This is a genomic window from Paenibacillus sp. PK3_47 (assembly GCF_023520895.1).
GTDB lineage: Bacteria > Bacillota > Bacilli > Paenibacillales > Paenibacillaceae > Paenibacillus_AQ.
This window is the reverse complement of record NZ_CP026029.1, coordinates 6,397,425-6,424,328: the sequence shown is the minus strand read 5'-3', so window position 1 is coordinate 6,424,328 and position 26,904 is coordinate 6,397,425. Positions and strand designations below refer to the sequence as shown.

The following is a 26,904-nucleotide window of genomic DNA, read 5'->3' as shown; positions in this document are numbered from 1 at the left end:
GAACAGAATAGACCATTTAAGCAAGGAGTTAAGTACACAGCTGCCCCTTTAAATCTAAAACCAGGCGAGTTCATAAATGCTTTGACAAGAGAAAACCGGGTCCTAAGCCAGCATATGTAAATGTTAAAATTTTTCTTGGCCGACTGTGAAAAAAGACCTAAAAAAAGCCCCCGGTTAAACCGACATAAAGATTGAAAATCTTAAATTTTAAATTAAAGGTTTTGGATCGGTTTTCCTGAATTAGAGCAGTAATACATAAAATAGGGGGAAATACATTGAACAAGAAGATTCTTGCAAGCGTGATGACAACGACGGCTCTGCTGAACGCCATTATGGCTCCGGCTTACGGAGCAAGCACGGATTTTACAGACATCTCCAACTCCTTCGCCAAAGATGCCATCCATGAGCTGGTAGAGAAAGGAATTCTTAACGGCAATGGGGACGGAACTTTTAACCCTGCCGGCAAAATCACACGCCAGGACTTTGCAATCGTTCTGGCCAAAGCGCTTAAACTGGATGTCGACTCTGCACCTGCGACCGCTACATTCAGCGATGTGCCTACGACAAGCTATGCTTACAAATATGTGGAGGCAGCCGCTAAAGCGGAGCTGATTAAAGGGATGGGGAATGGTAATTTCGGCTATGGCGGCACTCTTTCCCGCCAGGACATGGCCGTTTTATTTGTGCGCGCATTAGGCCAGACGGAAGCGGATATCGCAGGAAAAGGCGCCTCATTGAGTTTTAGAGACACCGTCGGCATTGCCGACTATGCGAAGGATGCTGTAGGTTATGCAGTCGAGCTGGGGCTGATGAACGGTACCGGAAGCAACAGCTTCAACCCGACGGGTACGGCAACACGCGAACAGGTTGCCGTCCTGGCCGGCCGGTTCCTGAATGTGCAGGCCGTATATTCTCCGACGCCAGCGCCGACGGCCGTGCCTTCCCAGTCTCCTACGGCTACCCCAACGCCTACGCCTGCACCTACTCCAACAGCAACATCTGTACCCGTTTATACCCCTGCTCCTACGGCGGTCCCTACAACGACCCCGGAGCCGACCGCAACACCTTCAGAGCCAACACCGGCGCCTACAGCTACTGCGACCCCTGAGCCTTCTTCAGAGCCGACTGCGGCACCGGACACAACGCGCCCAGTTTTAACGCTGTACAGCAATTCCCTGGTAACTCAAGGCTCTCCGGTTTGGATTTCCAGTAATGAAACCGGTACTGTATATCTTGTGCCTTTCGAGAACATCCCAGGAAGGGTTGAGGGATTGGACCAGCTTGTAGCAATAGGTCAAGCCGCCAAATCCCCGGTCACTACGGCAAATATGGAAACGGGTATTTCCACCCAACAGCTCCCTGCAGGCATGTACAAAGTAGTAGCTGCCGACGCGGCAGGCAATATTTCCGATCCATCCGGCACCCTTGAGATTGTTCTTCCATTAATGCAAACTCCTACTGTACAGTTTAAGAATGCTACAACACTGGAGATCAAGTATAACGAGGAGCTGAGCACGGAGTTTTTCCCGAATTATCAGGATTTCAAAGTCTTTGGCTATGACGGTAATACACCATATGAGCGTGAGCTGAACGAGGAATCGGTATCCGTAGTCAGTCAGTCCGTCTATGTTGATCTCGGCGGATACGAGTTCCACCCTGGCGAAAAGTTGACTATATCCTATCAACCCGCGCTCACAAGCAATGTCATCCAAGGGGTTAGCGGTAAAAAATCTCCGGTCATCAATAAAGTAGACACTGTATACACGGGCCGGGACCAGTTAGAAGACCTGATCAAGGAAGCAAAATCTCTTTATGATCATGCCGTGACAGGAACGGCTCCCGGACAATATCCGGAATCGGTCAAGGATGTCCTCGGCAACGCAATCTTGACTGCGGAAACGCTGCTGTCCATTACCCAGGCCGGACACGGAGAAATCTCGGAAGCGATAGATATGCTTGATCTGGCAATTGATGATTTCAGAAACTCCGTAATCCCCGAAGTTAATGAGTGGGAAGTAACTTCCAGCCCGGACGCCGTCTTTATGATGAACCGGTATCAGAACAATTCATCCGAGGTTATTATTGGAACTGACCTCCAAATTGAGGAATATTCGAAACGTAACATTAAAAATTTGGTGAAAGTTCTGCATAACGGACAAGAACAAACCATCCAATACAATAGCACCTCGCGTACGTATGAAGTCAAAGATCTGGACAATAACAATACGATTGAATTGAAAATAAGTTCGGCCAATTTGGATTTAGTCGTTAGTGAAGGTCAGGATAATATATCCGTCAAGCCTGCCGAAACTCCGGACACAAGCGGAACAGCGCCCGCATTAATTTTCACACTCGTTAGACAGGGAGCAGAGCCGACAAGCTTCTCTTTACCTGTTCAATTTGATAATATTGCGCCTGAAATCACCGGCTCTTCGTATCAGGACGGAAAAATTAAATTGAGTGTAAACGAGGCTGTTTATACGACCTTAGGTACATCGGCTTCCGCAACCCTGTTCTACTCTGCCAGCGGTAATTTTGAAACCGACAAAACGCTGCTGGAATTAGGCAATGACTACACTATTAATTGGGGACATCCCGAAGACCCGAAAACAATTTACCTTGAATTAAAACCTGAGGCAGTAGCCAGTCACAACATCCTCTTTGGTAAGTTCCTGGTTACCGTTACTAATGTCCATGACTTCACTAAGAACGCGCTGATCGTTAACGAACTCATCGTCGATCTCCCGGCGCCTAACTGATCATGCCCGGCAGGTTGACTTTAAGCGTCTTTCGCAGGACGATTCCAGCGGAGTTCGGCGCCCTGCTGCCGCCGCAGATGCTTCCGGTGCCGTCTCCCCTGCCCGATTCGCTGATTGTATTCGGAGCTTACGCTGACGGTGTACCGGCAGGACTTGGCGCGGTTTCCCTATCCACCGCCGGCGGAAGAGCAAAGGTGCTTGGCGTGACGGTAGATTCCGAGTACCGCAGGCAGGGAATCGGCCGCCGGCTGATGTCTGAGCTGGGCCGGGCTGTCCGCCGCAATGGTGCCTCCAGCTTGTTTACCGAGTATATAGCCGGGACTGAGACGGAGTCTGCAGAAGCGGAATACTTAACCTCCTGCGGCTTCTCTCCTCCCAGGCCCGGCATCTATATTTGCTCCGGCCCGTTTCAGGCGGCGCTGCAGCTTGACTGGGCAAGCCGGTTAAGTCTTCCCGAAGACTTTATTCTGGATTCCTTCACCACCCTTACGGATGACGAACGGTCTAATCTGAACCTCGGTGAAGGAGACTGGTATCCGGCCGAGCTGCACCCTTTTGCGGAGGAAGAGTTTATTGATTATGAACGAAGTCTCATTATGCGGCACAGGAACCGCATTGCGGGATGGATGATTGTAGAAGCCTTCGGTGAACGGAAGATGTTGCTGAAGACCATGTTTGTAAGCAAACCGTACCAGCGGATGGCGAGAGGCGCTGCGCTTGGCCGGGAGATGCTGCTCCGGCTTTCCGCCGATCCGCAGTTTGACCAAGGAATCCTGTTCGTTGAAGCCTATAATACGCCGATGGTTTCTTTTCTCAAACGTCATCTTGTGCACCCGGATCTCAAGCTTGAGGTGCTGTGGCGGACGGAAAAAGTGCTGCGGGCTTAAGTAAGTTCCTGTCCGGAGCGGACGAATGGTCAATATTCAGAACACATTAAAAAGATCCGGCATTCGCCGGATCTTTATTATTTCTTTACTCCCCTTCTCTATTTCTCTAACTTTAAACTTCATTTTTAGAAAACTGAGATTTGATTTTAAAGAATTCCTTATATGTCATTGGTTTTCGGCCAATCAGACGTTCAAGATCCCCGGAGGTCTCTGAGAATTCTCCAGTGTTGACTCCTCGCACCCAACCTAATAAGAAATCAGTCATAAAAACAGGCAAGCCATTTGCTACCATTGTGTCTACATATTCTTTTTCGCTGATTGCCTCATAAGGGATATTCATTTCATTAATCTCCGAAAGGGCTTCAGCGATGTCTGCAAAAGAGCTTCCCTCGCTGCCACTTAGAGTATATGACTTATTTTCGTGCCCGTTTTGAGTCAGAACGGCTACGTTGGCTGCTGCCAAATCGTCCAGAGATGCAGCGGCTACTTTACCGGAACCCTCTGGTACTCGCACGCCGGCTTTAAGCGCATCGCCGAAATACATATGCATGACTTCAAGGTATGGCGGGTTCCGTAGAATAGTATAGTCTAATCCGGATGCTTTAAGCGTTTGTTCAGCAAATAAGTCTGACTCTGATACTTCGGGCACAATAAGATTTGAATGTTCTCTCCGTATGATCGACGTAAAAATCACTTGTTTGACACCAGCCTGTTTTGCAGCTGCGATGACATTGAAATGTTGTGTATTGCGGTCGGTAAATGCCTGCGCGGAAATAAGCATGACTTTATCAATACCATCAAAAGCCCGGAGAAGGGAGTTATAATCAAAATAGTCGCCTTGGTGAACTTCTACACCTTCTTTAACATACCTTTCCATTTTTTTTGTTTGCGGATCGCGTACCAATACAGCGACCTGATTTGACGGAACTTTTTTAAGAAGAAGCTCCAGTGTCCTGCTGCCGAGATTACCTGTTGCTCCAGTAATAAGTATTTTATCCATAATTACTCCTTTGTACTTTTATCACTTTTGAAATTGCTAATCATCGCAAATCTTTGATGGTCATCAAGTAACAAGTTTCATTATGAATCATGTATCACATTTAAAATAGTACGTACTTTTAAGTTATATAGTAACTAAAAAGTGATAATTGTGATGAAGTAAAGGATAAATTGATTTTTAAAATTACTCTATTCAACGTTCAATCTCTGATATTCATCCTTGTTCGATGATTTCTCTGCATAATTCTGCCCCCAATCACAAAGCGCTCGCAAAGTGGGTTCAAGTGACAAACCTAGTTCTGATACTGCATATTCCACTTTTGGCGGTACCTGATTGTACATTTTTCTTATAATCAAATTATTACTCTCGAGCTCCCGCAACGACTGTACTAACATTTTCTGAGAAATGGATGGGATGAGCCTTTTCAATTCACCGGTCCGTTTAGGACCTTTGATTAAGTAATACAGAATAAGAGGTCTCCACTTTCCGCCAATGACATCCAAGGTAATTTCCAGATCACAATAAACCGTCTTCAATTGAGAAACACCATCCCTCTTTAATTTCCACAATTATAGTACATTTATGGATTAAATCCACTTTCCTTGTCATATATGCTGTCTGTTTTATTTCCTTGATTTTAGCTGCAATCTTAAAAATAAAAGGCATGAGCCCGGTATAATACCGAGCCCATGCCCAAAAGTTACTAAATTCCGGTCTGGAGCCGCTCATCAGATTCATCGGCCATTTTGCGGAGAAAGGGACCTTGTTCAAGTCCCCCTTCCGGCGTATTTCAAGTCTTAGTCTGATAAGCATGTATGGCTGTTTTAAAGTGATCCAGAGCCTGTTGATATTCAAGTTTTTCTTGGTCGTTTAGTACAAGCTGCATTCGTAAAGACAAGTCATCCTGTAATCTTTTAACCAACTCTGCAATTTGATCCTTAGGTTTCTGAGAGGCCGGTTTCGGTAAGGATGCTGAGCCCGTTTGTACGGTGATTTCTCCTTTACTGTCGACTTGACCGATGGATACATCCCCGACTTTCAGGTTTAACTTGCGGAGTTCTTTATGAATCCACTCTTCATCTTTACCCGATGCTTCTAGCATGTCAGGCAAAATATGCCCATCGATAATAATTGTTTTTGGTACATGTTCAGAGGAAATACGGTACCCTAACATGTCTGCATTAAGAGGCTGGTATTCCTTTTTCAGCAGGATGCTTATGTCTCCGCTCTGCTCCATTACAGCAAATTCTATATCAGCTACTCTAAACACATCTTTTTTGCGGAGCTGTTCCAGGAATTCATCTACAGTCAAACGTTCTTTTTTCAGGCCATCCTTTAGCAGTATTCCATTTTCGACAAGTACCGTTGCTTTCCCGTCAACTACATCTCTTAATTTCTTACTCTTTAAAGTCAAATATTCTGTTCCAGTGGATATGGCTACCCAAACAAACAAGGCAACAAACCCTAAATACCAGCTGATATCCGTATCTAGGGAAATGTAACCGATTAGGTTACCTAAAGTAATACCGGTCATGTATTCGAATAAGGAAAGTTCTGAAACTTGGCGCTTTCCCAACATTTTAGTGATGAGAAAAAGAACGGCTACAGCCGACAACGTTCTTAATGAAATTTCGATCCATTCTGGCATATAAGATGTTCCTCCCGGTTGCATCAGCTTTCCTCTATTGTTAGATTTTTCATTAAAGAGTTCTAGAGGTTACTATTGCCTGAAATCATAATTATATTCAAGATTTTTTTCATAGATATTCTTTGCAAATCGAATCCATAGACCCATCGCTCCGGGCTATGCCTTTTGTTATACTTCCAAGTGAGGTTTTAAACCTCCCAGAATCAGGAATTGAATCGCAGCATCCTTTATTTCGCACGTAACTCAAAACCCGCACAGAGGAGCGCAAAGACATGAACTTTTTCAAAAAACTGTTTGGCGGCAAGGTTATGGGCAAATCGGAAGACGGTACCACAATTTACGGCTATGACGCTCCGGATGAGCAGCAGCTTACGCCTCCCTCCGACATTTTGTACATGGAAGAATTAAACGAACACTTTAATAAAGTCTTTCCAAACCGGGAAACCGGTGTGTTCCATGAACTGATTTCAGACATCGTACATATTGATGTGAACATTATGGAACCTGCACCTGACGAGCCGTACCGGGTGCTGTATACCAACGGGATGAGCGATCTGCCGATGACCCTTCCACAAGAGATCCGCGAAGAGTACAAGCATCTTGAACGTACAGAGCTGATGATGTTTTTGCCGGCGGACTGGCCGCTTACGCAGAAGGATTTTGAAGCGGAGGAGAACTACTGGCCGATCCGGCTGATGAAGATGCTCGCCCGGTTCCCGCATATGTATCAGACATGGCTTGGATACGGCCATACCATCCCCAACACGGAGGATTACGAGCCATATGCGCCAAACACGGAGCTGTCCGGCGCGATCCTGCTTGCTCTGCCGGAAGAGGTCAGCACGGTTCCTACGAAAGATGGCAACCAGGTTCAAGTATATTTCCTCGTTCCGCTGTACCGCGAAGAGATGGAATTTAAATTGGAGTCCGGTGTGGAAGAACTGGTTGCCAAGCTGTCCGGGCTGCCCGGTGATTTTCTCGTTCTGAACCCAAATCGCCCCAATGCTTGTAAATAACTGCCCGGTTTAACGGGTTTGAAGCAGCTTAAAAGGCTGAGCCAGAGTCATGGGTATGACTTTGGGCTCAGCCTTTCGTTTTCCAATATTCAGCATCACAAGGATCAAGCGGTTTATCTCTTGCCTGCCAACACTTATGGGGTGCGCAAATCCTGTACGATCCGGCTCAGTATGACAGCAGCTTGTGCCCGGGTCAAGATGCCGGCCGGGTTAAAGAACAGACCTTCCCCTTTCATATATCCTTGTTCAAACATATAAGCTACCGCCGCTCTGTCATCCGGGGCAATGAAATGGCTGTCAGCAAAAGGCAGGCTGACATCAGAACCAGCGCCTCCGTTCTTCAGTGCAGCAGCTGCCAGCGTCGCGGCCTCCTGGCGGGTAAGCGGGCGGCGGGCATCCTGTTCGCGGATATGTGTCAGCCATGTATCGCCTTTGCCCTGCAGCCGGTCCAAGAGAGTCAGCAGCTCCGCACGGTTCACCGTGTCATTCGGACTGAATAGGCCTGCCGTGCCTTTACCCGCCACCAGCTGATGAGCGGCCAGCACTTCGATGTCATCCTTCGCCCAATGCCCTGCCAGATCGCGGAACGTTCCGGTCCCGGCAGCAGCGGTATACGTTCCGTCACTCCTCACTTCAAGCTCGAGGCTGCCGTCTTTAACCAGCTTACCGGACTGCAGGTAGGTCCATGAACCATCCGCAGCTTTCTCATAGGCCCCGATTTTGCGGTCATCACCGGTATTGGCGTTTAACGGCAGGCGGAGAATGACAGGTGTACCGGATGTCCATCCGTTCTTTACGCCGACTGCGGGAGCATTCGATACAGCGGCCGGCCCTTTTATCGTCAGAACCCCAGGATCTGGATCCAGCGAGAGCTCTACACTCAGCCCCTGTGTCCCGGCAAAGTCTGCCAAAGATTCTGCCGGGATGGATAAAGTGAATTCACGGCCTTCCAGCATAAGGCCAACACCGGAAGATTTCAGCTTATCTGCCTGTGCAGAGGTCAGCGACAACCGGATGAATGAATAATCTGCGAAGAGCAGGTCGCTTAACGAAAGCACCGCATACGCCGACTGTGCCTGCAGCACTGCCTGATTCAGCGCTGTGTCGGATACGGCAACAACCGCTGACGAGAGAGCGGAAGCCCCGGATGCGTTCGCTGTGAGTGTTCCTGAGCGTACTGAGGACGTATTTGCCGTCAGAGGTTCCGGTGTCACAGGTACCGGCGTTCCAGGTGCCGGATTAGGCTGACTGCCTGGCTGCCCGGGCTGCTGCGTTTCGGGCTCAGCAGGATCGGTTACCGTTAACTGGGCTCTGGCAAGTCCGGCTGCAGCGGTAAAGGTCCGCCCCTCGTTCCAGAACAGCAGGTCTCCCAGCTCAAACGTATAGATTCCCGCCTCGGCAGGAACAAAGGTAAAGGAGGCAACGCTGCCTTCACCGGAATAGACGCTGTTCGTCAGCTGTACACCGTAACGCACCACCTGTCGTCCGCCGGAAATGCCGAACGAATCCGTATATTCCGCCAGAGGTACCCCTGGATCATGCGCCTCCTGATAAGTAGCCAGCTGGACGCTCGGCTGGATGACAGGAGCCTGAAGTCTGCCGTCATAAGCGAGACTCATCATTGCGCCGTAGACGGATTCGGCCGCTGTGAACCGGACGTCCACGGTTACCGGCTGCCCGGTTGTCACGTTTGCTGCGCTCAGAGCTGGTGATACCGTAATGGCATCGGCGCCGGTGCTGTACTTCAGCAGCTGGGCGTAGTCTTCGTCCGCTGCGCCATTCCCGGCGATGTCGTAAGCGTAAATATAGAAATCGTTCATCCCTTCGCGGAGCAGGACCTCAATTTCAAAATAACCGTCAGGGTACAGAACGCCGTCCGCCTGCTGTGCGGCCCCGTCCTCCCCTTCGTAAACGGCGCTGATCCCAAACAGATCCTCCATCTCATATCCGTCTGTTCCGGTAATCAGCTCAAGCAGCAGGTCGTCCATAATATCTCCATAGAGTACCGCCTGCCGCTCTCCGTCACGGGGCTCCACTTCATCCAGCATAATGGAAGACAGAAGGGGTGCACCGGTGTCAACGGCAAAGCTGAACCGTTGTTCGTCGAGCCGGATCCGCTCTTCCCCGTATACCGGTGTAACGATGTAGAAACCGTCTTCTAGCGGTTCAAGCTCTCCGGTCCCGCTGTCATAGACCCTGCCGTCCCAGGCGGCTTCATACCGGCCTTTGGCATAATCGCCGCCGAGCCCGTGTATGTCGCCGACAACTTCTCCGTCACCCGTGTTGAAGTCAAAGCGCGAAACCTCAAAATTCAGGTCCGTTACCCTTTCATTCACCGAGAAATACAGTCCGTTCATGTCCGACAAGCCGTCGCCGTCCGGCGAAAAGATCAGATCATAAACATTAGCTGAATCAACGGCATCCGGTTTCAGTTTATCCCCTAATACTGCGGCCAAAGGAAGAAACAGCGTTTGACCCTCCGTTCCTGTCAGCTTGACCGCTCCCTCATAGAACCCGTCCCTGGCGTTATCGCCAATCGACAAGGTAACTTCAAAAGAGCCGCCTTCAGCCGGAAGCTCAAGTGTTTCATCACTTAGATACGCGTTTAGTCCTGCATGTTTGGTGTACCATTCAATTTCCGCCTGGTAATCTAACGGAGCTCCAGACAAATTATCCAGGTAGACGGTTTTGGTCACCGTGCTGTTCCGGTTCTGGATTCCGTATGACAAAGACCCTGTATAATAAGACTCCGGCTCCAGGCCGGGAATTCCAAGATCCAGCTGTTCGAACACCTTGGCTATAACCGGACTTTGCATTACACGATCCAGATGCGGAAGGCCTGCGCCTTGTTCGAAGTATCCGTACTCAAACCCGTTGCGGTCGGTCAGCGGCTCAGCGCTGTTCATGAGCATGGACTTGATCTGTTCCGGATCCAGCGGTTCCTGGAGCATATCCTCACCCGCCTGCAGCAGCAATGCGGCGGCACCGGCTATATGAGGCGCAGCCATGCTTGTCCCTTCCTCTTCGGCATAGGCCGTATCGTATGTACCGTCCATACCGGCCCACACAGGGACGGAAGATAAGATGTCAACGCCTGGTGCAATCATCTCGGGTTTAATGATGAAGTCGGGCAGTCCCGGTCCCCTTGAGCTGAAGTCCGCCAGTCGCTCCGGTTCATCAATTAATTCGTAACTCAGTGTGCCTTCACCATTTACAAGCTCCTGCTTCAGCGCCTTCCCTTCGGCCAGTGTAATTCCGTAGGTTGGAATATAATCCCCGGCCCGGCTTAAGGAAGGGCGCACGGGTTCAGTCTCGTTGTTGGCGATAAGCAGTGCAGCTGCGCCGGCTTTTGTGGCGTTCAAAGACTTGGCCGAGAAATCCAGCCCGCCCCCGCGGTCTACCAGCACGAAGTCTCCCTGAACATTTATGTTGTCAAAATCCGCTGCTGATCCTGCTCCTGCATAGACTATCCGCACGTCTGATTCTTCTTCTGTAAGCTCAGGAGACAAAAAGGCCCGCAGCCCGTAAATGGGTTCCGCGTCTCCTATATGAATGACTGGAGTCACGACCGGCTTGGTCGAGGCGCCGACTGTGATTGCGCGATGTGCGCCGCCGGGAGTAGTAAGTGTATAAGAGCCTTCTTCCCCGGTATTCCCGGCCGCGATAACAACGGTAATGCCTGCCTTCACTGCGTTGTCAGCTGCAATGGCATCTGGGGCGTAGGACTGGTTAAAGCCCGACCCGAGCGACATATTAATGACATCTGCGCCGTCTGCAGCCGCCCTTTCGATTCCCGCCAGCGTCTGCTCCGTCGATCCGCTGCCGTAGGGGCCGAGTACGCGGTATGCATAAATCTCCGCACCGGGAGCCACTCCGGCTACAATGCCTGCCACGTGTGTTCCGTGCGCGGTTTCATATGGAGTGCCGTCGGCATCAGGAGGGATGTGATCCGGATTGTCCGTTTCATATGGGTCATCATCCTCATCGACGAGATCATATCCGCCGGCATACCGGTCTTTTACAAGAGGATGATTATAGTCGATCCCCGTGTCGAGAACGGCTACCTTTACTCCCTCCCCTGTAATTCCCTGATCAATCAGGCTGTCCGCACCGATCAGGTCGCCGCTTGCAATGACGGGGCTGGGACCGGCCAGCGGTTCCGCACTTATCGGCGCCGCCTGTACGGCCTCGTCCGGATACACCGCCTTGACACCCGGCAGGTCAAGCAGCTTGTCCACCTGATTCCCGGGCAGCGTCAGTGCATACCCGTTAAACACTTCGGTAAATTCGCTGCCTGCCGCAGCACCGAGACGGGCGGCCGCCAGTTTAAAAGCGGCATGCTCGGCGCGGAGCTTGTTTCGCTGGAGCGACGGTGAGAAGGATTTCCCCGCACTTTGCTCCACAACCCTGGCAGGTTCGCTTCTCAGCTCAACGATGACCTTGATCGGAGCTGAAGAATCGGTGTGCGGAACATGATTTTTGGCTGCCGGCATTTCAGCGAGCATTGCCTTGAAGGCTTCTCCAAGATCTCCAGCGTCACCTCCCCATTTCGGAGTTACGCCCGGAGCTTCCGCAAATCCACCAGGAAGCGGAGGCAGGAAAGGCGCTGATGACGCAGCTCCAGCCGGGAGCAGCAGCGCAGCGGCCAAAGTAAGGCTGACTGCGCCTGCGCCGATCCTGCGGTAATCATTTTTTAACATTAGGAACCCCCTGTACATTGAAATCACTCCGGCATTTTATACGATCCTTACTCTCCGATATGTATGCGTAAAGGAATATGTAATAGGTAATCCGCCGGATAATCCCTTCAATTTTACAGTTATTTAGGCATTTCGAATATCGTGCTTAAGCACTATGTTCTATGACGTATAATCAAGGGATAAGTGCAATTAAAAATAAAAAAACATACAGACCGGCTGCCGGGAGCTGCCCGGCGGCTACGTCTATATGTTCGCTAAAATACTTGCATCATGTACAATGAGTTAAATTACTGCCGAGGAGATGTAGAATGGAAACAAAACGCGTTGATTTAATCCGTGAAGAGCTGTTAAGACTGGAAGAAAAGCTATTAACACCAGAGATACGTACTTCCGTAAAAGAACTCTCATTATTGCTTGCAGAGGAGTTCTTTGAATATGGAAGCTCGGGGAAGGTGTGGCGCATAAAAGATGGGATAGGCTCAAATGGAATAGGTGTTGTTAAAATGCAATTAAGTGATTTTGAAATTCACCCTTTATCTGAAAATATTGTTTTAGCAACATATAAAATATTCAATGAAGAAAAAGAGCAACATTCGCTACGCAGTTCAATATGGAAATATGAAGATTTGAAATGGCGTATGGTATTCCATCAAGGAACACCAATTGTCTAAGCTAACTAAGGGAACGTTAATTCAACGACAACAGCGGCGAACTAAGACTTTATTAATCAAGTCTTAGTTCGCCGCTGCTTTTATTAACGGATCAGTCTAAACCTTTTTTAATCCCTCTAACTCAAGCCGAAGGCGCCCCCTGTTTCCGCCGGAACCTGATTCTGGAAATACACAAGAGAAGGAGCGGAATGCCGATCATATTCACCGGAAGCACAAAATGAATCCAAATTTTCTCCAGAAGCACTTCCGTAGGCGGATTCAGCCGGATGACTCCCATGCAAACCAGAAAAGCTGCAGCTGCTACGAACCACAGGGTCCTTTTCCATTGATCAGCTTTTCCTATCCATTGGGAGATGCCTACGCTGGCTACAAACAAGTAAGCACACATCTTGATGAAAATGCTGACAAGCCAGATGGCCATAACGAAAATATCCATGTTCTGAATAAATTCCATGAGGTATACCATCTTGACCATTTCAAAAAAAGGAAAGTTCAACCTGGAGCTGATCTCCGGACCAAAGGTGAGGATCACCCATACAGATCCAAGCATCACGGTGAGTACGGAAATAAGCACTCCGCCCAAAATATACCGCTTAACTGGTGTTTTTGATTTTTTAATGTAGGGAATCAGCATCATAATCACTATGGATTCGCTGAAGAGTGAGGCTGGCGGAAGTGAGCCTTTTGCAATCGCAAGAATTCCTGAGTCATAATAAACCGGTAGGATATGGTTCAGTTTCAAGTTGTGAAGCGTTAGCACAAAAGTCAGCAGCAGGATTACTGACAAAATGGGTCCCCACAGCTCGCTGCATCTCCCGATGACCTCAATTCCTCCACGGCTTACGGCATAGATGACAACGATGAACATGGAACCTATAATTATCCAGTCCGGCGTTTTGTACAGCACATTCAGCCGGATAAAGCTGAACTCTTCCCGCAAAATCATAGCCATCACCCAAATCCACTGCAAAAAATAAGGGATTACAATCAGCTTGCCGGGCCACTTTCCCAGGATAGTCACAGCATATTGGACCATGGTCTGATCAGGATGCCGCAGGCTGGCAGAAGCTGCAATATACGTAACGAGCAGACTTATTCCTCCTGCCACCAGAAATGAGAGCCATACGTCCTGTCTGGAAGACTTGGCAGAAATCGCGATTGAAATTAGAAGATTCATACCAACTTCCAGCATCCACAACGTCCAGAACAGTTGTTTTCCGGTAATTTTCATTCTTCCGGTCCCCCTGCTTTCACAGGCAGGAGCGATTTCCCCAAATTCCCCGTGTTTGTTATATCAATTTTTACGCTCAGTGCAATTTCGGCCTTCGGAAAAAGCTCCGTCCATTCGGATTCGATGCTCTTCCATTTTTGCGGATGCTGGCGGTGCAGCGTTTCGCCTAGTTCGAAGACATCACATTTGTAGTCTTTTTGCACTTTGGCCACCACTTCTTCAACCCTTCTCAACAAAATTGACTCCATGGCCCGCTCGACCTTTTTAACATTATAGGATTTGGACAAATCCAGCGTGGTGTTATTTTCGTTCAGCGTTCCTGCACCTTGCAGCGTCACATTAAATAAGATTCTATCTCCCTGTATGTCTGACCGGATCTTCTTTTTAAATTCAGCTAACGATAAGGAGTAGTTCTCTGCCGGCGCTTCTTCCAAAGTCCCTGTCACATCTTTTTGATGAAGATTTCCGGTTATCCAAAGACGAAGCCAATATTCTTCGCTGTCGAGATAACCTTTTAATTTGAGGTCCTTGTCAAAAATGGCGGAACCGGCAATTTCGAGCGTTGGTTTAGGCGGGCTGTCATTTTTATTTTCCGTTTGCACCGTTTTTACAGGCTGGACTATATGGACTGTTGGCATGACCGAACATCCCGGCCCGTTGACAGCTATAAGAAAATCAATCAGGGAGCGCGCTATGGGAGCCCCCATTTTTTCTTGAATCTTCTGCACGGCAAGTGCGGGGTTCATCTCAAGCTGATAGGCGAGACTCATGGCTTTCTGGGCTGTACCGTCTTTTACGACAAATATATTGGCGCGGGGACGAACCTGGGGATTTCTGCTGAATTGATCCATAACGCCGGCGATGCCTTGTAGGGCCATTTTTTCACCAATAAAGATATTGCGCCGGTGGCCCGGGAAAATCGTACGAGATAGTTTCTTCTGCATATTGAGTCCGCTATCACTGATATTCTTGCCAATTGCGGTTTCTGTCATGAAAGCGTTGGAACCCCCTTGTTCGCCGCCTGCCTTGGAGCCGCCGCTGCTCTTCGAGCCTTTAGGCAGGACGAAGTTCGCCGTTCCCAGAACCGTATCATCCTCCAGCAGATCGACTCCCCAAGATAGAATAATGGCCCGGTCATTCAGTTCTTCTCTGTCCCAGCAGCCAGTGGCAAGCAGAGTGATCGTAACCATTAAGGCGATGAACCTGATGATTCTGCGCATTTGCGTCATGATCCTTCTCCTTCGGACTTCCTCCTGGGTTTAGGGATTTCCGGTTTTCCCGAAGCGGCTTTGCTTTGCTTGTACAGTTTCGTTTTGTGTGCACGTATCAGCACATCCTGTAACCCCTTCGCTTTTAACGGTGCAAATGGTGACATATAAGGTACACCAAACGGCTTCAACATCACCATATGCGCGCTGAGCGCGACCAGAAACATTACGATCCCGTAAAAGCCCAGAACCCCTGCCACAATCAGCAGCGGAAAACGCAGCATCCGGTAGCTGGTGCCGATGTTATAATGCGGGAATGCAAAAGAAGCGATGCCGGTTAATGAAACGATGATGACCAGCGGCGTCGAAACGATACCTGCTTCGACGATGGCCTGGCCGATAACAAGTGCCCCGGCAATACTGACTGCAGGACCTACCTGCTGCGGGAGCCTGATTCCCGCTTCCCTGAGCGCTTCAAAAATAAACTCCAGAAACAGCGCTTCGAAAACGGCTGGGAACGGTACACCTTCTCTGGCAGAAGCGATGCTGATCAGAAGCGGAGTGGGCACCACCTGCGGGTGAAAGGTTGTCAGCGCCACATAAAGTGACGGAAGCAGCAATGAGATATGCACAAAAGAATACCGGACCCAGCGGATAAATGTAGCATACATCCAGCGCTCGGAATAGTCGTCCGCCGCTTGCAGGCCAGACCAGTAGGTCATGGGTAAAATCAGTACAAAAGGAGTATTGTCGACGATAATCACAACTTTCCCCTCCAGCAGGCTCGATGCCGCCACATCGGGACGCTCGGTATTTTGAACCTGCGGAAACGGGGAATACGGGTTATCCTCAATGAATTCTTCTACATCACCGGAATGGATAATGCCTTCAAGCTTCACCTGCTTTAACCGCTGCTTGACCTCTTTGACCAGCGAAGCTTTTGCTTTGCCTTCGATATACATCATGACGATTTCCGTAACTGTCAGTGTTCCCAGCGTAGTTGCTTCCGTCTTTAACAGAGGGGTGCGGATTCTTCTACGCAGCAGGGTTATATTGGTTTGCAGAGTTTCCACGAAGGAGTCCTTCGGTCCCCGGACGGCCTTCTCCGAGGTCGGTTCTTCTGGCGTGCGTTCCTCCATTTTCGACAAGTTGATCAGCATAGCGTAAGATGTATCACGCAAAAAAACAGCCGTTTGCCCCTTGAGAATGGCTTGTACCGTCTGCTTTAGACTAGTGGTCTTTTTTACAAACAGCGCCTCGACCAGTACATCCTCCGGGGTTTCCACAGAATTTCCGGAGAGGTTATGTGCGTTCCCTTCCCGTTCCCCGCCTTCGGTATGCCAGCGCCCAAAGTGCTCTATAAGGGGTCTGAGTACAACCTGCTCCAGCTGGTTCGTATCTGTCATCCCGTCAAAAAACACCAGTACTGCCTGATCCGTTCCTCCCGCGGAACATTTGCGTGTCACCAAATCGGAGCAGAGGGTGAATTCATCCTGCAATTTCCGCAAATTGTCTGCCAGCGAAGAAGATAGATGATCTTTAGCATGTATGGCTCCGGATGACTGGTCTGGCGCTGTGTTATCTTCAGTTGGACATTTCCGGTTCTCTATGTCGGATGAAGTCATAGGCATATCCCTCCTACCGTTGGTATTTGCAGGGAGTGAAGGAAATATTCATTGCTGTGCTGCCAGCAGCTTGTATAGTTAAAGCAAAAGCTTAGTTTCACCAATAACAAACCCACGCTTGGCGTGGGTTGAAAAGTTTCGATATACCGGGTATCAAATCTAGCGTTTCCGATTTATAGAATACAGACCGTATTTCATCCGGATTTCTTGGGACTCCTGCTGCAAAAAAACTATTCTCGACCGTGCTTTTTGTTACAGATCAATCTTTACCGGACTATCGCCATAGATTTCAAACGGTCCAGGAGTTACATTTCTTTCTGGGCGAAGCTCATGAAAGAAGTCGTGGTCGAAACGGTAAGGAGATCCATCCGGTTCCTCATAGTGCATCTCGGCATGATGACTTCTGCCGAGAAGATCCGTTGTGATTACCGCAGAAGCTGCGGCACGCATTATCTCAGGATTATGAATCCGGACTTGTACCTTGCATTTCGCCGGATCGGTTACAATCTCGATCCCGCCCTTGACATCAACCTTGGCATTTGGTTCATGACTGCTCGGCACCGCGCCTTTAAAATACAGATTGCCCTGTATCGCAACGGGCAGCGCTATACTTTCCGGCTGCACAAACTTTCCGGATTCTTTTAAAGCCTCAGTTTCTTCCTTGGAATATTCCCACCACCGCTTTTGATGAATACTTGGATAATCATTGTAGCCGCCCAATCCTGCAGGATGAAGATAACAGAGGGAGTTATCCGGTACACCATCCATCACCGCGGCACCGCCGTAATCTTTTCCTTCTCTTGGAGATAGCGGAAGGTGCTCAAAAAAGGTCATAGGCTGCGGCTCCTTGCCCTGATCGTCATTACCTATAAATAGGTTATTGTAATATTTGTCGTCGCCGCCAGTGATGTTGCTGTACCCGGCAACCGCTGTCTCATGAGGCATATGGTAAGGAGTATAGCGGGTAAGTTCAGGACGCACCACAAATCTGCCGGCAAACAGATTGTGAACGAACGCACCGCCCTGGGCCATGTTGCGGAAGTTCATCGGCGACAGGAAAAGGTTATGATCCACCATATATGGACCGTGGCAGACCTCCACGAAGAGATCCTCGGACAAATTATCGTAAAAGATATTCCTGCTGATACGGGTGCCCTGCGCCTGCCAATCCAGCCAAAGTGCCCGGTAGGAGCTAAAGATGACATTCCCGCAGATCTGGGTATCCAGTGCGGCATGAAGTTTGATCCCCCCCACTTCCGCACCGTGGAAGATGCGTTTGTGGTGAATATTATAAATACGGTTTTGGTAGATCCGGCTAAAAGCAGCGCCTAAATGTCCAACGATTCCGGCCTGTTCACAATCATGTATAACGTTGTTGCGGACCAAATGGCTTCCGATCTGATCTTTATGCCAATCCCTGCGCAATGCACGGAAAATAACCTCCTGTTCCCGTTGCGTTCCGCCTTTGCCGGGATAGTTCGAGAATTCGTTCTGGCCGGTAGTTATTTCTTTGCCGAGGCTGATCCCTGTGCATTTGGATTCGTTGATCAGGTTATTCTCAATAATCCAGCCTTTACTCCAATGGGGACCGATAAGCCCTTCTTGCAAAGCGGTTGGCGGGGCCCACTGGGGAGATGCCTGCCGGAGTGTGAAGCCCCTGACGGTAATATAGCTGCGGCCGGACTTCTCAGGCCAGAAGCAATAAGGGCGCACATTGATTTCCACATTCTCTTGGCGTGGGTCCTTGCCTCCAAAGTTGGCCCATATCGTAGTGGTAGTTGAGTTTACTTCCGCGTACCATTGGAGCAGAGAATCCTCCGCATATTTGGCCTGCGGCCAAACCTGGGGATTATGAAGTTTGTTAGCGCTGTCACATTCATATAGCGATTTTCCGTCAAGATACACATCCCCAAGATGCGTCTCGAACGCACCTTCAAACAACCAATCTCCGTACAATTTGGTCCCGTAGGGATTGCGGATGACGAACAGACTGTTCGGCACCTCCGTCCTCCAGACACCGTCCCCTTCCTCTATCCAGTCAGACACTGGCTCAGCACCCGTGATAACCACTTCTCCATCCCCGGCAGACTGGTATACAATCCTCTGTTCCTTTGTTCCTCCATGGGCCGGATTGACCCATTCTCTGTAAACACCGGCATGCACGGTTACGACATCTCCCGGTTCCGCTACAGCAGCAGCGCGGGAAATCGAACGGAATGGTTCTGCCTCCGTACCCTGTGCTTGATCGCTTCCTTGAATTGCTACATGATATTCCACTGATTACCGCCCTTCCTTGAATGTCCTCAAATAAGCATTATTTTTTGGTATGTAAAACACACCACCTATAGTTTATAACGCAACACTGAAGCAGCGCATTGATATTTACAGAACTTTTGTTGATATATCCAAAGAGAAAGGAGCCTATGATGCCGCAGATAAAAGTCCTATAGCCACTGCGATTCCAAAAATCAAAACAATGATTGCCATAGGTAAAGTGAACTGTCCTATTGCGAACAACAGAATGTAAACGGCCCCTAATACGAATGGAAAAGATGCGACAGTGTTGATATGAATATGCAGCTGATTCGCCGCAAGTGAGTTCAGATCAGCCCCCTGCTCCACTTTTAAGCTAATGTTCATAATTTCCTTCTTACGATTTTGGCATTGTGGAATGTACGGCTTGCCCTTTTTTATTTCCTTTGCCCGCTTGGCGGCGTATACTTTATACAGTATCTGCTTGCAGAAGGAGGAGGCATTTTTGCGAAAACGGGGTGCGGTTGGAGCGGAAAGCAGGCAGCGGCTGCTTGAGGCCGCGGGGGAAGAGTTTGCTCAAAACGGATTTCATCAGACGAAAATTAGCACGATTGTAGCCAAGGCGGGTGTAACGCAGCCTGCTTTTTATTTGTATTTTGCGAATAAGGAAGCCGCTTTTGCCGAACTGGTAAATGAGTTCCGGAGAGGATTTACGGCGGTTGTCCGGCAAAGCCATGTCCCGCCCGGCAAGAATCAGGGCGACCTGAAGCGGTCTGTTGTGGAGGGGCTGGAGCAGATTTATCATTTTCTGGGAAGTCATCCGGATCTGACAAGGATCGGGCTGTTCGAAGCTGCTGAAGCGGCGGAGATCAAGGCCGAAGTAGCCCTGCTAATGAAGCAAAATTTGATTGAAGAGCAGCAGGCGGGGTATTTCCGGCAGGATGTGGATACGGAATTCTTTGCCGAATCGCTGTTTGGCATTGTGGAACGCTTAACGCTGATCAAGCTGCTGCCGGGGCTTGAAAGCCCGTTGACACTGGCGCAGCAGACCCAGGATCTGTTTTTTTACGGGATTCTGGATGCGGAGAACCGCGGCGGGAGTACATAATGAGTAGAAAAAGAACCGTGGGCCTGCAGCTGGCCACGGTTCTTTTGTAATCATTGATGCTCTCGTTTCCGCTCCTGCGTATTACATCGCATTGGCGGCATAGAAGCCGGAACGGACGGCGGTACCGACCTTGCCGATTTTTACACAATCACCGATCAGGCTGGTTTTAGAGCTGTAGCGGGCTTTGATCTGCTCGGCAACGGCGGTGTTCTTTCTCATGCCAAACGCATTGATGACGGTATCAGCTTCCAGGAACGTCTTTGTGCCGTCTGCTTGCTCGGTCCAGAGGCCGCCTTCTTCGAAGGAGAGTACTTTGTGACCGCCAAGTATGCGTACGCCGTACTCCTCCAGCATAGGCAGCAGCGCTGCGCGATTGATATACATGACATCCTGGGCTGCCTCAGGGCGCATCTCGACGATCGTAATCTGCTTGCCCTCCATGGCCAGCTCCAGTCCAAGATCGCAGCCGGTCAGGCCGCCCCCGGTAATCACAATATGATCTCCGCGGACCAGCTCAGGCTGCAGATGTGCTTCAATTGCGCCAATCACATGGTCGCTGTCAATGCCCGGAATCGGCGGAACCAGCGGTACTGCTCCTGTACCGATCAGAATATGATCGGCCGCTTCCAGCACGGCATCATCCGGGGTAATCTCCGTGTTCAAGTACACCTTCACGCCAAGCTGTTGGAGCTGCCGCTCATACCAGCGGATCAATCCGCGCAGCTGACTTTTGAACTCAGGGGTTGCCGCACTGGTTACCTGCCCGCCTACGGTTGCTTCCTTCTCGAACAGGGTGACGTCATGGCCTCTAAGCGCTGCTACGCGGGCTGCCTCCAGGCCGGAGGGCCCGCCGCCGATAACGACAACCTTTTCAGGAGCTGCCGCCGGGCGGATGGCGAACCGCTTCTCGTTGGCAGCCTGGATGTTGACTGCACAGCTGATTTTCGTATTGCGTTCAATGGTACGGCCGATACATTCTTCGTTGCAGCGGATGCAAGGACGGATATCTTCGCGCAGGTTAAAACGCAATTTGTTCGGCAGTTCCGGATCGGCGATCAGGGCGCGCCCGAACATGATAAAGTCTGCATTTCCGGATTCGATCAGCTTGACGGCGCTTTCCGGTGTATGGCTGCCCGAGTTGAGGATCGGGATGTTCACAACTTTACGGGCCGGTTCGCACATGTAATCCATACAGGCGTCGCCCAGATAAGCCGGAGGAAAAATATAATCGATCCGCTCATACGCCCCGGCATCAATATCGATGGCATTCACACCGGCGCGTTCCAGGATTTGCAGCATCTCCAGGCTGTCTTCAACGGTACGGCCGCCTTCGAAACGGTGATCAAGCGCAATGCGGAACAGGATCGGCATATGCGGACCGACGGCTTCACGGATTGCCTGCACGATCTCCACCGCAAAGCGCATCCGCTTCTCTGTGCTGCCGCCGTATTCGTCCTCACGATGATTCCAAAGCGGTGACATGAACTGATCGATCAGATAACCGGCATGAGCATGAATTTCAATGCCGTCAAAGCCGGCTCGCTTCAGGCGGGCAGCGGAGTCTTTAAATTGCTCCATAATGACACGGATCTCCTCCACGGTCAGCGGATGGCAGATCACGCTGGGGTCAGCGAAGGCCGGAATGGCGGACGCTGAGACTGGTGGTTTGTCGGAACGGTCGATCAGAGCATTGCGGCCGGTACCGCAGCTAAGCTGAGCGATAATCTTGGTGCCATACTGCTGTACGGCATCCACCAGATCAGTGAGCAGCGGAACGACATAATCTTTTTCCACGATGCCTTCAAGAACGCCCTGGGCTAAATCTTCGGTGAGAAACTGGGCGCCAAGAATAATCATGCCAGCGCCTCCTCTTGCCCGCTCTTCATAATAATCAATTTCATCCAGTGAAATGCGCCCGTCCGGGCCAGCCGAGTTGGTGCCCATTGGGGACATAACAATCCGATTCTTGATTTCCATATTTCCGATGGAAAAAGGGGTGAACAGCTTTTCATACGGGTGACTCATGATGATGACCTCCTGGTGATGAATTAAGTTACTCGTGAGTAATATAATGATTGTGTTCATTGTATTCTTTTGAACTAATGCAGTATGTGAAAAATATCACTTTAACGGTCCCGTGATTATACATAACGCTTTTCATTTAGCTGCAATGATAGCTCTCTGCGTTGCTTCTGCAAAAAAAGAGTAAAAAAGAGCCGATGACTAAGGTTACGGTCACCGGCTCTTGCCTGCGTATTGAAATTTATCTAAACGTCAACGCCATTTTCCTGTCTGTCAGCATAATTGTACTTATACTTCCTTCTCCATCCAAAAAAGCCGAAATCAAATAAATTTTGGTATCATCCTCAAATGTCTTTGCCCACTCTTTTTCCTTTAAAAACTGTTTATTGTCCGAATCATAAGCATAATCTAAATTTCTCTCCAGATCACTGAGATAATTATCCCCATAAATCCCTTTAACAGCATCCTTGTTCATTCCAATCCTGGCACCATCGACAGTCTCATAAGCCTCTTCCGACCCTTCAGTTAAATAAATGCCGGCTACTTCATCCTCGCGGTACATCACTTTTACTCCGGAGCTATAGGAGAATGAATCACCAATATCTAATTGTTCCCCTTCACCAAGCACACTTTCTGCATCAGCACGGCTCATTCCGTAACTGACAACGGCTTTACTGTCATCCACCTTTCTTATGGCTAAGTCTTTCGTGGTAAGCCCGCCATTAGATGATCCGCATGCAGTGATTAGTAAAGCTATAAAAAGTAAAGCTAAAAATCCCTTCCGCATACCCATCCCCCTAAATGATTTTCTAAATTTCACCATTATAATATGTGTGAACCGCATCAGGTTTAAATGAACCAGCGGAGGGAAAAAGTTATTTCGTTTTAGTTGTCCCGGCATAGAACAAAATTTGAGCTTTTAAAATATAAAACCCGCGCTGAGCGCGGGTTCTGATAAACTTATGTTCTTGTCCAGAGATCTTCCCTCTGAGAATTGTTACAGTTCCAGATCAGCTGCCAATGCATTCGCTTCAACCTGCTCCGGACTTTTACATCCCGGAATGACGCAGCTTACGGCCGGATGCTTCAGACACCAGGCGAGGGCCCATGAGGCCATATCCATACCTTCCGGTACTTCGTTCTTCTGGATTTCACTTACCAGCTTCAGCTTCGCATCGATCTCTTCACGTTCATGGCCCTTTCTGACATTGTCATTGAAAACCGTGCCCGGCTTGTATTTGCCGCTCAGGTAGCCGCTGGCCAGCGGGACTCTCGCTAACACACCGAGATCCTGCTCCTGGCATGACGGGAATACCCTCTCTTCCGGCTTCTGGTCCAGACGGTTATACACAACCTGTATAGCCTTCGCATTTACCTCTGTAGCCTTACGCGTCTGATGCAGATTATCGTTGCTTCCGATAGAGATTCCGAGATTCCGGATTTTACCGGCCTGCACCTGCTTGTCCAGCATGGTCCACAGCGCGTCGTTATCGAACGCCTCATCCGAACCGGAATGGAACTGATACAAATCGACATAATCCGTTCTGAGGGCTTTCAGGGATTCTTCCAGCTGGATGCGAATTTGATCCACACTCCATGCATTTGCCCAGTGATCATGCCACAGGTGGCCGAATTTGGTTGCAATCACCCAATCTTCACGCCGGTCCCGGGATATAAAATCGCCGATAAAGGTCTCCGACATATGATGAGGTCCGTAGCATTCGGCCGTATCAATCAAGTTAATGCCCAGTTCTTTGGCCCGGTAGAGAATCGCATCGACTTCCTCCTGGGTATAATCCTTGCCCCAGTCCCCGCCAAACTGCCATGTGCCCACGCCTACGACGGATACATCCAATTCGGTTTTTCCCAATCTTCTGTACTTCATTCTGTTCACCTCGTATTTATATACCTGATAGATAACGCTCTCATGATAATGGATATCCGAAAATATATCAAATTAGGTTCATTTAATGGTGCTCTTATTTGGATTAACTTCTTCCTCCTCATTCTGACTGCCCTTTACTTCGGCACGGTTAAGAATTACCCACTGATTGACTTCATTATACCCGGATACTTCGGCGGTCACGCGGTGCCGCGGGTACATCCATTCAGCAGGGGTTTTAGATTTCAGAACAAAAGTGTCCGTTATACCAACGGCCTGAGAGTCCTGTAAGTTTATCAAGGTACCTTGGGGGAAAAAAGCTTCTATGTACCCTTCCGCCTGAAACCCAACGGGGAACAAGCTTTTGGTCCGTTCCCAGGATTCCATGCAGAGTTGAAGCTGATTATGCCAGAGCTTCTCAAATTCCTCCGGACTTATTTCTATGTAATAAGGTTCCTGCTCATCCAGCGGATGTTCTGCCAGCATGTAGTGATAGAGTTCATGCTTACGGTTGGATGTAATACAGCTGCCGTCATCCTGATAAACCATTTGTCTGTATGCCACACCATCGTTATCGATTTCAAAATACCAGGTTCCCATGCCCTGCTCCTGAATGTCTTTTAAATATTTCATAATATTCACTCCCATCAGCACCTTAGTCTATTTTACTGCAGGTACAGAATTTGGACATCATATCTTGTCTTTTTTCGATGAATTTTAATTGCTACTCATGGGGGAATAATGAATGAATCAGAGCTTATTGTTTTTGCAAAGGTTTATAAAAAGTCCAAAAAATGTGGGCAGTACCACACCATCGGGAAATTATTTTGACCGCTTCTATAAGGTTGACCACTCGCGGAGCAGTGAAGGCATCCAGACCGGGGCAGGCCTGGGCCTTTCCATTGCCATGAACATTGCCGGGCTCCATGGAGGATCACTTACTCTCCACCATGAGGGCAATGTATTTACTTTTCAATTGAGACTGCCCCAATCTCCCCCTACTTCCCCCGGACCACACGGAATCCCTGATCCGGACCGTAGCCGTTCGCCTCGAACTTACCCCGGAAAGGGGTCTTGTCATTGCTGATATCGCCGATCCAGCCGCCGCCTTTTACGATCCGGTACGTACCGCTGCTGATACCTGCTCCGCTGTACCAATCCCAGCACCATTCCCGGACATTCCCGGACATATCATTTAGACCGAGCTCATTCGGTTTTTTGCCTCCGCCGGCATGAGTTTTATTATGATTCTGCTCGATGACCGGCCACTGCCAATCTCCTGACAGGTAGTGGTCTCCGGCATTGCGCCAATACCAGGCCACATCGTCTGCATTATTGCTGCCGCTGTAGGTATAGCTTTGGCTCCGCTGCCCTCCGCTTGCCGCATACTCCCACTCTTCTTCCGTCGGCAGCCGGTAACCGTTGGCCCCCTCATTCAGGCTGACCGTCCATTTCAGCGTATCATTATCGTTTTTGTTGTCCGGGTCTTTAGTCTGCTTATCTATCCGGTAAAAGGGTTCCAAGCCCTCCTGTATGCTCCGCCGATTGCAATACTCTACTGCATCATACCAGCTCACCATTTCCACCGGCAGCTGACTGCCTTTAAAAAGTGAGGGGTTGCCGCCCATAACCTCCTGCCATTCTTGCTGCGTAACCTCGTTACGGCCTATATAGAAATCAGGAATCCGGGTTTCTTGCCCATAATAATTGGTTTTTGGATTTACGAACTTCCCGCCTTCGACAAATACAAGTGGATCCTCCTTGACGGGTTCACCGGCGGGTTCCGGAGGGTCGCCGTGTTGCTGAGAGCAGGCACTGAGGATAAGGATTACAGCCATTGCTATGACTGTGAGCACATTCTTCATCTTTTGCATGGGTTAGCCCTCCTTTAAGCTGATAGGCGAAGGCCGAGCCTGCGCGCTACAATACTAATGATAAGGCCGCCCGGCTCAGCCGGACGGCCCACAGTATGATTACGGTTAACCGTTTACCATACGGTTACATTGGAGCTGCCGCTGCTTTGGTAGCCTTCGGTAGCGAGTACCTGGTAAGACCAGCTGCTGCCGAGATTCATCCCCTTGCTCTTCCATGCGTTGACATGATTGGCGAACGTGATAGCAACATTACTGCCGGTCGGCCGCTTCGACTGACGGACACTCCAGTACTGCGGGAAGGTGGCGGTGCCGTCAATGGACGGCGCATTATACCGCATAGTGGTGTAGATATCATAAGTGCCGCCGTCACTGGTCACTGAACCTTTATAAGTTCCGGTCGGCCGGTAGGTACCCCAGCTGTCCACCACATAGTATTCAATCAAAGAATTTCTGGTCCAGCCGTAGAGTGTCAGATACGCATTGCCCGATGGAGCGAATACACCGGCATTATAGTTGACTGTTCGGGAAGGCGAGCCGGTATTCCAGCCTTTGCCGACAACAAAGTTGCCGGTATTCGACCAGTTCACGCTATAATTCCCTCCTGAGCCGTTAACAGCATTTACAGTTCCGCCGCCATCCGTCCAGTTCTGCCAATAGTCTGTCGCAGCTGCACCTGCTGTTGCTGCAAACATGCCGAAAGCCATAGAAGCGGTAAGAAGCACGGTGAGAACCTTTTTAAATTTGAACATGAATATACCTCCTAGAGTGATTAGATAATTACTGCCGAGCGGTATCCTGCTGGAATATTGTCCTGCCCTTATTCCCTTGAATTCACATCTGCAGAATCTCCTGGAGTACATGAACTAAATCAACTTCCTCTGTTCTCCTGCGGCCTCCTCTCGTTCATCTGGTTCTTATCGCATATTTGCAAATATACGGGATAATTATAAAATGATAGCGCTGTCATAACAATCTGCCAAATTAAAGGTTTTATCCTGATTTTTTCATATATTATATTAT

21 protein-coding genes are annotated in these 26,904 nt (G+C 49.4%); 6 read left to right on the top strand and 15 right to left on the bottom strand.

Annotated features, from left to right (window positions below):
- Positions 1–275 precede the first annotated feature (275 nt).
- Positions 276–2,759: an S-layer homology domain-containing protein gene (locus tag C2I18_RS27840; RefSeq protein ID WP_249898936.1), complete on the top strand. Its 2,484-nt coding sequence runs from the start codon at positions 276–278 to the stop codon at positions 2,757–2,759.
- A 2-nt stretch (positions 2,760–2,761) separates the two neighbouring features.
- On the top strand, positions 2,762–3,646 hold the full coding sequence (locus tag C2I18_RS27835) for a GNAT family N-acetyltransferase (RefSeq protein WP_249898935.1): 885 nt from the start codon (positions 2,762–2,764) through the stop codon (positions 3,644–3,646).
- 112 nt (positions 3,647–3,758) lie between these two features.
- On the opposite strand, the gene C2I18_RS27830 is transcribed toward C2I18_RS27835, so the two are convergent.
- The 3 genes from C2I18_RS27830 to C2I18_RS27820 all read right to left on the bottom strand — a co-directional run bounded on the left by C2I18_RS27830 (position 3,759) and on the right by C2I18_RS27820 (position 6,294).
- Positions 3,759–4,646 (bottom strand): SDR family oxidoreductase, encoded by an 888-nt coding sequence (locus C2I18_RS27830; protein WP_249898934.1) that lies wholly within the window; start codon positions 4,644–4,646, stop codon positions 3,759–3,761.
- 188 nt (positions 4,647–4,834) lie between these two features.
- A complete protein-coding gene (locus tag C2I18_RS27825) occupies positions 4,835–5,182 on the bottom strand; it encodes a winged helix-turn-helix transcriptional regulator (RefSeq protein WP_249898933.1) in 348 nt (115 codons plus the stop codon).
- 254 nt (positions 5,183–5,436) lie between these two features.
- On the bottom strand, positions 5,437–6,294 hold the full coding sequence (locus tag C2I18_RS27820) for a DUF421 domain-containing protein (RefSeq protein ID WP_249898932.1): 858 nt from the start codon (positions 6,292–6,294) through the stop codon (positions 5,437–5,439).
- Between the two features lie 272 nt (positions 6,295–6,566).
- Here C2I18_RS27820 and C2I18_RS27815 point away from each other — a divergent pair, with 272 nt between their 5' ends.
- On the top strand, positions 6,567–7,310 hold the full coding sequence (locus tag C2I18_RS27815) for a suppressor of fused domain protein (protein ID WP_249898931.1): 744 nt from the start codon (positions 6,567–6,569) through the stop codon (positions 7,308–7,310).
- A 134-nt stretch (positions 7,311–7,444) separates the two neighbouring features.
- Here C2I18_RS27815 and C2I18_RS29675 read toward each other — a convergent pair whose 3' ends face one another.
- Positions 7,445–12,010, bottom strand: a complete 4,566-nt coding sequence (locus tag C2I18_RS29675; protein WP_275100943.1) for a S8 family serine peptidase — start codon at positions 12,008–12,010, stop codon at positions 7,445–7,447.
- Between the two features lie 308 nt (positions 12,011–12,318).
- On the opposite strand from C2I18_RS29675, the gene C2I18_RS27795 reads away from it, so the two are divergent.
- Positions 12,319–12,681 carry a nuclear transport factor 2 family protein gene (locus C2I18_RS27795; protein WP_249898930.1) on the top strand — a complete coding sequence of 121 codons (363 nt, stop codon included), beginning with the start codon at positions 12,319–12,321 and terminating at the stop codon, positions 12,679–12,681.
- A 121-nt stretch (positions 12,682–12,802) separates the two neighbouring features.
- Here C2I18_RS27795 and C2I18_RS27790 read toward each other — a convergent pair whose 3' ends face one another.
- The 5 genes from C2I18_RS27790 to C2I18_RS27770 form a co-directional block, all read right to left on the bottom strand.
- Positions 12,803–13,912: a GerAB/ArcD/ProY family transporter gene (locus C2I18_RS27790; protein WP_249898929.1), complete on the bottom strand. Its 1,110-nt coding sequence runs from the start codon at positions 13,910–13,912 to the stop codon at positions 12,803–12,805.
- Positions 13,909–15,141, bottom strand: a complete 1,233-nt coding sequence (locus C2I18_RS27785) for a Ger(x)C family spore germination protein (RefSeq protein ID WP_249898928.1) — start codon at positions 15,139–15,141, stop codon at positions 13,909–13,911. Before C2I18_RS27785 ends, C2I18_RS27790 begins: the two co-directional genes overlap by 4 nt.
- A complete protein-coding gene (locus C2I18_RS27780) occupies positions 15,138–16,745 on the bottom strand; it encodes a spore germination protein (RefSeq protein WP_249898927.1) in 1,608 nt (535 codons plus the stop codon). Before C2I18_RS27780 ends, C2I18_RS27785 begins: the two co-directional genes overlap by 4 nt.
- Positions 16,746–16,997: 252 nt before the next feature.
- Complete coding sequence (locus C2I18_RS27775; RefSeq protein ID WP_249898926.1) at positions 16,998–19,022, bottom strand: right-handed parallel beta-helix repeat-containing protein; 2,025 nt, start codon at positions 19,020–19,022, stop codon at positions 16,998–17,000.
- Between the two features lie 144 nt (positions 19,023–19,166).
- The gene (locus tag C2I18_RS27770; RefSeq protein ID WP_249898925.1) at positions 19,167–19,385 is read right to left on the bottom strand and encodes a hypothetical protein; all 219 of its coding nucleotides are present in this window, start codon (positions 19,383–19,385) and stop codon (positions 19,167–19,169) included.
- Between the two features lie 118 nt (positions 19,386–19,503).
- On the opposite strand from C2I18_RS27770, the gene C2I18_RS27765 reads away from it, so the two are divergent.
- Complete coding sequence (locus C2I18_RS27765; RefSeq protein WP_249898924.1) at positions 19,504–20,106, top strand: TetR/AcrR family transcriptional regulator; 603 nt, start codon at positions 19,504–19,506, stop codon at positions 20,104–20,106.
- Between the two features lie 81 nt (positions 20,107–20,187).
- Here the strand turns inward: C2I18_RS27765 and C2I18_RS27760 are convergent, their stop codons facing one another.
- The 4 genes from C2I18_RS27760 to C2I18_RS27745 form a co-directional block, all read right to left on the bottom strand.
- Positions 20,188–22,131: an NAD(P)/FAD-dependent oxidoreductase gene (locus C2I18_RS27760; RefSeq protein WP_249898923.1), complete on the bottom strand. Its 1,944-nt coding sequence runs from the start codon at positions 22,129–22,131 to the stop codon at positions 20,188–20,190.
- Positions 22,132–22,369: 238 nt separating this feature from the next.
- A complete protein-coding gene (locus C2I18_RS27755; RefSeq protein ID WP_249898922.1) occupies positions 22,370–23,029 on the bottom strand; it encodes a hypothetical protein in 660 nt (219 codons plus the stop codon).
- 96 nt (positions 23,030–23,125) lie between these two features.
- Entirely contained in the window at positions 23,126–24,013 is an 888-nt protein-coding gene (locus C2I18_RS27750) for an aldo/keto reductase (RefSeq protein ID WP_249898921.1), read from the bottom strand.
- Between the two features lie 78 nt (positions 24,014–24,091).
- Complete coding sequence (locus C2I18_RS27745; protein WP_249898920.1) at positions 24,092–24,643, bottom strand: hypothetical protein; 552 nt, start codon at positions 24,641–24,643, stop codon at positions 24,092–24,094.
- A 112-nt stretch (positions 24,644–24,755) separates the two neighbouring features.
- On the opposite strand from C2I18_RS27745, the gene C2I18_RS27740 reads away from it, so the two are divergent.
- Positions 24,756–25,097: an ATP-binding protein gene (locus C2I18_RS27740; RefSeq protein ID WP_481857854.1), complete on the top strand. Its 342-nt coding sequence runs from the start codon at positions 24,756–24,758 to the stop codon at positions 25,095–25,097.
- On the opposite strand, the gene C2I18_RS27735 is transcribed toward C2I18_RS27740, so the two are convergent.
- Positions 25,009–25,875, bottom strand: a complete 867-nt coding sequence (locus tag C2I18_RS27735) for an SUMF1/EgtB/PvdO family nonheme iron enzyme (protein ID WP_249902272.1) — start codon at positions 25,873–25,875, stop codon at positions 25,009–25,011. The genes C2I18_RS27740 and C2I18_RS27735 overlap by 89 nt on opposite strands.
- Before the next feature lie 122 nt (positions 25,876–25,997).
- The gene (locus C2I18_RS27730) at positions 25,998–26,633 is read right to left on the bottom strand and encodes a glycoside hydrolase family 11 protein (protein ID WP_249898919.1); all 636 of its coding nucleotides are present in this window, start codon (positions 26,631–26,633) and stop codon (positions 25,998–26,000) included.
- Between the last annotated feature and the right edge of the window lie 271 nt (positions 26,634–26,904).

Bases quoted from the DNA above. Each gene is read 5' to 3' on its own strand.
- C2I18_RS27835 (WP_249898935.1), top strand. From the start codon at position 2,762: ATGCCCGGCAGGTTGACTTTAAGCGTCTTTCGCAGGACGATTCCAGCG.
- C2I18_RS27830 (WP_249898934.1), bottom strand. From the start codon at position 4,646: ATGGATAAAATACTTATTACTGGAGCAACAGGTAATCTCGGCAGCAGG.
- C2I18_RS27820 (WP_249898932.1), bottom strand. From the start codon at position 6,294: ATGCCAGAATGGATCGAAATTTCATTAAGAACGTTGTCGGCTGTAGCC.
- C2I18_RS27815 (WP_249898931.1), top strand. From the start codon at position 6,567: ATGAACTTTTTCAAAAAACTGTTTGGCGGCAAGGTTATGGGCAAATCG.
- C2I18_RS29675 (WP_275100943.1), bottom strand. From the start codon at position 12,010: ATGTTAAAAAATGATTACCGCAGGATCGGCGCAGGCGCAGTCAGCCTT.
- C2I18_RS27795 (WP_249898930.1), top strand. From the start codon at position 12,319: ATGGAAACAAAACGCGTTGATTTAATCCGTGAAGAGCTGTTAAGACTG.
- C2I18_RS27790 (WP_249898929.1), bottom strand. From the start codon at position 13,912: ATGAAAATTACCGGAAAACAACTGTTCTGGACGTTGTGGATGCTGGAA.
- C2I18_RS27785 (WP_249898928.1), bottom strand. From the start codon at position 15,141: ATGACGCAAATGCGCAGAATCATCAGGTTCATCGCCTTAATGGTTACG.
- C2I18_RS27780 (WP_249898927.1), bottom strand. From the start codon at position 16,745: ATGACTTCATCCGACATAGAGAACCGGAAATGTCCAACTGAAGATAAC.
- C2I18_RS27770 (WP_249898925.1), bottom strand. From the start codon at position 19,385: ATGAACATTAGCTTAAAAGTGGAGCAGGGGGCTGATCTGAACTCACTT.
- C2I18_RS27760 (WP_249898923.1), bottom strand. From the start codon at position 22,131: ATGAGTCACCCGTATGAAAAGCTGTTCACCCCTTTTTCCATCGGAAAT.
- C2I18_RS27755 (WP_249898922.1), bottom strand. From the start codon at position 23,029: ATGCCGGGACAACTAAAACGAAATAACTTTTTCCCTCCGCTGGTTCAT.
- C2I18_RS27750 (WP_249898921.1), bottom strand. From the start codon at position 24,013: ATGAAGTACAGAAGATTGGGAAAAACCGAATTGGATGTATCCGTCGTA.
- C2I18_RS27745 (WP_249898920.1), bottom strand. From the start codon at position 24,643: ATGAAATATTTAAAAGACATTCAGGAGCAGGGCATGGGAACCTGGTAT.
- C2I18_RS27740 (WP_481857854.1), top strand. From the start codon at position 24,756: ATGAATCAGAGCTTATTGTTTTTGCAAAGGTTTATAAAAAGTCCAAAA.
- C2I18_RS27735 (WP_249902272.1), bottom strand. From the start codon at position 25,875: ATGAAGAATGTGCTCACAGTCATAGCAATGGCTGTAATCCTTATCCTC.
- C2I18_RS27730 (WP_249898919.1), bottom strand. From the start codon at position 26,633: ATGTTCAAATTTAAAAAGGTTCTCACCGTGCTTCTTACCGCTTCTATG.